The 5,753-nt window shown below is 29.8% G+C and carries 7 protein-coding genes; 1 reads left to right on the plus strand and 6 read right to left on the minus strand.

Going from position 1 to position 5,753, the window contains the following annotated elements; all coding sequences use genetic code 11:
* Positions 1-528: 528 nt before the first annotated feature.
* The gene (locus tag VIM70_RS23280) at positions 529-1,464 is read left to right on the plus strand and encodes a tyrosine recombinase XerC (protein ID WP_331948166.1); all 936 of its coding nucleotides are present in this window, start codon (positions 529-531) and stop codon (positions 1,462-1,464) included.
* A gap of 197 nt (positions 1,465-1,661) precedes the next feature.
* Here the strand turns inward: VIM70_RS23280 and VIM70_RS23285 are convergent, their stop codons facing one another.
* The 6 genes from VIM70_RS23285 to VIM70_RS23310 form a co-directional block, all read right to left on the minus strand.
* Complete coding sequence (locus VIM70_RS23285; RefSeq protein WP_331948167.1) at positions 1,662-2,438, minus strand: GNAT family N-acetyltransferase; 777 nt, start codon at positions 2,436-2,438, stop codon at positions 1,662-1,664.
* A gap of 230 nt (positions 2,439-2,668) precedes the next feature.
* The gene (locus VIM70_RS23290; RefSeq protein WP_331948168.1) at positions 2,669-3,196 is read right to left on the minus strand and encodes a tyrosine-type recombinase/integrase; all 528 of its coding nucleotides are present in this window, start codon (positions 3,194-3,196) and stop codon (positions 2,669-2,671) included.
* Between the two features lie 61 nt (positions 3,197-3,257).
* Complete coding sequence (locus tag VIM70_RS23295) at positions 3,258-3,980, minus strand: MBL fold metallo-hydrolase (RefSeq protein WP_331948169.1); 723 nt, start codon at positions 3,978-3,980, stop codon at positions 3,258-3,260.
* 165 nt (positions 3,981-4,145) lie between these two features.
* Positions 4,146-4,550 (minus strand): hypothetical protein, encoded by a 405-nt coding sequence (locus VIM70_RS23300; protein ID WP_331948170.1) that lies wholly within the window; start codon positions 4,548-4,550, stop codon positions 4,146-4,148.
* A gap of 33 nt (positions 4,551-4,583) precedes the next feature.
* Positions 4,584-4,763: a hypothetical protein gene (locus VIM70_RS23305; RefSeq protein ID WP_331948171.1), complete on the minus strand. Its 180-nt coding sequence runs from the start codon at positions 4,761-4,763 to the stop codon at positions 4,584-4,586.
* 24 nt (positions 4,764-4,787) lie between these two features.
* Complete coding sequence (locus VIM70_RS23310; protein ID WP_414648750.1) at positions 4,788-5,180, minus strand: hypothetical protein; 393 nt, start codon at positions 5,178-5,180, stop codon at positions 4,788-4,790.
* Positions 5,181-5,753: the final 573 nt, after the last annotated feature.

Raw genomic sequence — 5,753 nt, forward strand, 5'->3', positions numbered from 1 at the left:
TATATAATATTTTACAGCATCTTCTTTAAATTGTTTATCGTGTTGTTTTCTCATGATTAAGTCCCTCCATCTATTATTTTCATTGTAATACTTATTAGGAACTTTCTCAATTTCTATTGTACTATTTTTATTCTATCACCACATACCTATATTTAGACCCGTACGTTCAGAGTTTTGTTAGTCCACCATTGGACATTCTTACCATGGATATTTTACAGACTCCCGACCTATATCATCCTCGACTACCTCTAGTTCGCATTTCCTCAGCTAATCTGTTAGGGGATGACCTCAGCCGACTTCACCGAGCTTATAACAAAACTTAACTTACTTATAGCTTCGCTATTCGGAGTATTAGAGAAAGCCCTTTAAGGCGTTACCCTATCATTTGACTTTTCAAGTTATCAGTTCTCTTAACCTACGGTTAATGGCTAATCGTTTAAATTAGCAACGTGTCGCACTCCCATTATAGATATTTTGTTAATATTTTTTATTACTTCTGTCAACACTCTAAGACAAGGAGGGATACAAATGCAATCAAATAAAACTTGTCCATTAGTCGAACAATATTTAAGCTATCTTATTGTAATAAAGGGCCGCTCTGAAAACACCATTTTTGAATACCGTACAGATTTACTTATGTTTTTCAGGTTTATAATAGACAGTCGTAAAATTCTAATAATTAATACTAATTTTAGTTTTGCAGATTTATTGTTTGTTAAATCAATAAATCTCAATGATATGTATGCATTTATTGCACATTGTCAAACTACTCAAAAGGCTTCTGCAGGTACAAGGGTAAGAAAGATAGTATCTATACGTCAATTTTGGAAATATCTAAAAACCAAAGCCCATCTTATTGATGACAATATTGCTGAAGAGCTTGAAACTCCTAAATTACCAAAACGCATACCCAAATATCTTAATTTAGAAGAGTCAGTCCGTTTACTGATTGAATGTAAACAATCTCCAAGGGATCATTGTATAATTACAATTTTCCTTAATTGTGCTTTAAGGTTATCTGAATTAGCCAGTTTAAATATTGAGCAGGTTGGCAATGATATTTTAACTGTAATTGGTAAGGGTAACAAAGAACGCAAAATTTTTTTAACACCTGCTGCTAAAAAATCAATAAACACCTGGCTATATATTAGAAATAGCCTCAATATAAACACTAAGGCTCTATTTATATCAAGAAATAGTGGCCGAATTACAACAAGAGCAGTCCAAAATATTGTTAAGAAATACGTTATTGCTTCCGGACTTGACCCTGCCATAATATCTACCCATAAACTTAGGCATACAGCGGCAACTCTTATGTATAAATACGGTAGGGTAGATATAAGATCTCTTCAACAAATTCTCGGTCATGAAAGTGTTGCTACAACTGAAATATATACTCATATTGATGAGCATCAACTACAATCTGCAGTAAACTCCAATCCCCTTGCAATGATGTTTAATTAATATTCTTATTACCGTCAATTGACGGTAATCAAGTTTTATGGATAATTGTAAACTGAAATAATAGTCTTCCCATCAAATTACTATTTCATCATTCTTCTTAATCATATTTCTTTTTATATTTTTATAGTTGTTATGACATACTTGAAAGAATAATCCGCCACAATATATGAATAGTGTACTCTTTTTCCCAAGTGCTTTTATAATTTAAACATTAAATCAGTTCTTTCCCCAGTTTTACTAAACCCTAATTTTTTATACATTTCCTTTGCCGTGTCCTCTTCGTCAGTAACCAAATAAATGATTTTAGAAACTTCACTTATTGCTATATCTATAAGTGCTTTAAGGATTGTTGTTCCATATCCCTTTCTCTGAAATGCTGGTAAAACAATGAAATTTTCAATTTTTGCAACTCCATTATTCATAAACAACTCACAGCTACCAATTATTTGTCCATTTTGATAACAAATATATGAATTTATATTTTTATCAGAAATATATTCTTCAATACGTCTATTGCACTTTCTTGTACAAAAGTCCCGTCCTAATCTTTCTTCATCTAGCTGTAGCTCAAATGCTAAAATATTTTCTAACATTTTTTGGAAAGTTACTTTTTTTATTTCACAATTTGAGTTTACCTTAAGCTTTGAAAATTTAGAAATATCAAAGGAGTAATATCCATTTAAAGATATTTCTGGCTTATAATTAATGTTAGATAATGTTGCAGTAATACCATAATCATTGAACATAAACTTACAAAAATCACCTTTCTCTATTAATCGCAGTGGAATTTCCTCTTCTATAATGGCAATTAACTTAGTTTCATCAATTTGCTTTTTTATAAATGTAAAGTTATGGTCATACATGTCCTTTATTTTATTATCACGAAATCTAATTATCTTTTCATCTTCATAAAATTCTGAAAAGCATTTAGTATACGCATATTCACATTCTTTAATTTTCTCATCTATTAACATGATATATTCCCTCCAAAATCAATCTAGCAATTTTCTTAATTGTCTTAAGTTCTCCTTATCAAAACTCCCTTAGTTAGCACAATAGTACGACTGCGTCGTAAGTCCTATATATAATATTATCATTATTTACCACACTTTGTAATAAATTTTTACAACCAATATTTTAATTGACCATTAAAAGTAATTTTAGTAACTGATTAATAGTTTGAAGAATAGTAAAATCCATTCCACTAGCCTAAATTAGACTGTAGATAAACTTCTTTCTTTTGTTCCTCAGTAATGCCAATATATCTTAAAGTTTGTGATTTTGAAGAATGGTTAAATATATCCATAAGCAATTCTAAAGAAGATCCATTTTGATATGCATGGTAGCCAAAAGTTTTACGAAGGGTGTGAGTTCCTATTTCTCCAGATATAATTACTTCTTTTTCATTTTTTTCTACAAGGCCTATCATTTCAGCTGCACTATTAAGAATCCTATATGCCTGCTGTCTTGTTATAGGCATATTATTACCTTTTCTACTTTGAAAAACATAGTTACTCATTTCTATGGTAGGCAACTCTCTAATATAATTTTCGATAACCTTTTTCACTATATCCCCAATATAAAACTTCTTTGTTTTACCTGTTTTCTTTTCTGTAATAATTACAGAATCCCTTACAGTCTTAAAGTTTGATTTACCATCATATTTTACAAATTTGTTATAAAATATGTTTTTAATTATAACATAATTACTACAAATTAAATATATTAACAATTTTTATCAAATGGGTAGTAGCCTATGGTTAAAGTTTTTAGCATCATAGTTTTTAGTGAATTTAATTACCTCCCATCATTTCTTCTAAATCTATAAATACCTGTTCACGGCTCAACGGTTCACAATGACCATGTATATAGACTTCAAATGGGATTTTCATTAGAACATCCCGATATTGTTTCACTTGTCCAACTTCACGTTGTCCCTTATTATCGTAAAAGTCTCCAGAATCCGCGTCTCCACAAAATAATATTTTCTCTTCTGGAACATAGATAATCACACTGTCTTTTGAGTGGGGTGATGGACAATGCAATGCTGTACAGGTAATTCCACCAAGGTCAATTGAAATACTTCTAATGAATATAACATCAGCTGATTTCACACAAATTTCTGATAAATTCTTGTATTCTTTTCGGATATTTTCATCGCAAAATTCAATTTCTTCACCACTCACAAGTCGCTCTTTCATAGCTTTGTCAGTCCATTTCCATTGCATGACTTCTTTCAGTTTATTATTGGTAAGTTGCCCTGCAATAGTCGTTCCGTTAAATGATTTCATACCAAAGGTATGATCCCAATGACAGTGTGTAATGAAAGCAATTTGTGGTATCGGTAGATGTCTTTCTTCAAGTCCAGCATAAAATAAAGAAAGATGTTTGGGGGAATTACCGCAATCAATCATAATCGAATACTTATCCCCCAAAATATAACCAAGATTTGGTCTGTCTGTATTTATATCGAAAGGCAAGTAGTATATCCTCTCTGATATTTGATTTATAACCATCTATTCTCCTCCATTATTAAATAATCATTTAATGAACATTATTCTACAAGTTTGACATAACTCTTTAACTAAGAAATGTATTCAGATATAGATGATATGCCCTACCCCTCTCAAGTTTTACACATCTTTTGACTTCTCATTATAATCAGTTCATATTAAATATAACTAAAGTCTGAACGTATTTTCAACTACTCCTTGTAGTAAACTGTAGATTGGTTTTCCCATTTTATCTTCAAAGTAATCTTTATTTTCAAACGTAGCCTTCCATTTAAGTGTAGTATATTCATTTATACCATGTCTTAGTGCGGCCTCAATCATTCTTTTCTCAATAAGATAATAACCATCTACAAATGCTAATGCGTCACATAATTGAATAAGTCTGTCATAATCATCATATTCAGTGTTTTCTAAGTATTGCTTTACAAAATTGTATTCTTGTTCGGAACAATCCCATTTTCCAAATGCAGATTTAATATCTTTGCAATCAAATGAATGTGTAATACATACCTTTGCCACATGATAGAAGCCTTTCTCCATAGCAAAGTTATAACCATCTATAATATGTCTCATTCCTGTTACTCCTGCCTATGTCATGGAGCATGCCTATAAAACTAATGCAATATCAGGACATAACCCTAGAGTATTCTCTGCGATTATTTTGGCCGCATTACCTGCATATATAGAATGTTCAACCCAAAGTCCTGGATTTAACTTTCCTACTTCTTCTAATAATATTTTTGCTTCTTGTAATGTTGGAATACTTTTTTTATAATTCTTTTCCACTTTGATTTGGCTCCTTTACGTTTTCTACGGTATTAATGTACCCTGATGAAAAATCATTTTCCATTTACCATTTAAACATTTCCATGTTGAACTACGAAGTGAATATTTCATATATTCGTTCAATTCACTATGCTTTATTAACTTATATGTTGCCAATATACAATCATTTGATATTTGTTTTGTTGTAAAGTGTTTTATTTCCCACTTTAATTCAGATAAATTAATATTCTTATCAAAGACATCACCTTTATATTTTTTGATAGACCAATGCATTTTTTTCATAATTTTCTGTAACTCAATTATTATATCTTTATCTACTACTTCTTCGTATATAATTTTTGTGGTATATTTTTTATATCTTTTCAAATAACCTATACTCGAGCCAATAGAAAGTGCACATCCGAAAATAAAAAACACACTCAAGTTAATGTTCTTCTGTGAATATAAAATTTTAGATACTATTACATTAATTATTATAAAAAGTACAAATGTGGCACAAAACATTTTTAAAAGTCTGAAAAATTCACCTTTACTTGTTTTATTAAAATTTATCCCCTCCTATTTCTTTGTGCTGATTAATAAATACGTACAACCCATAATTAACTTATTGGTAAGTATATTGAATTTTTTATATTATCATATTACTGTGATTCTCATACTAATTATAACATAAATTTCAAATTTTAGAAATTATAACATAATCTATTATATTCATTTGAAATACGATTACTTACATCTAATATCAGTTGATATTAAATTAAACTCAAAGAAAACACAGGTTTTTAGCCTGTGTTTTCTTTCTTAAATAGTAGATTAATAGCTTAGTATATTAGCGTAATTACCTGTCCAGTTGGTCCTCTGTCAAGAAAAAGTACAAATTAAAATGAGAAGGTTATGTTAGCAATTCACTAAACTTAAATTGCTATTGATATATTAAGTTTGTTTGCTTTCTCGTATTCCATTTCAAACTCATCAGGTGACATATAGTTA

It is taken from the genome of Clostridium sp. (assembly GCF_036569345.1).
In the GTDB taxonomy this organism is placed as follows: Bacteria; Bacillota; Clostridia; order Clostridiales; family Clostridiaceae; genus Clostridium_AD.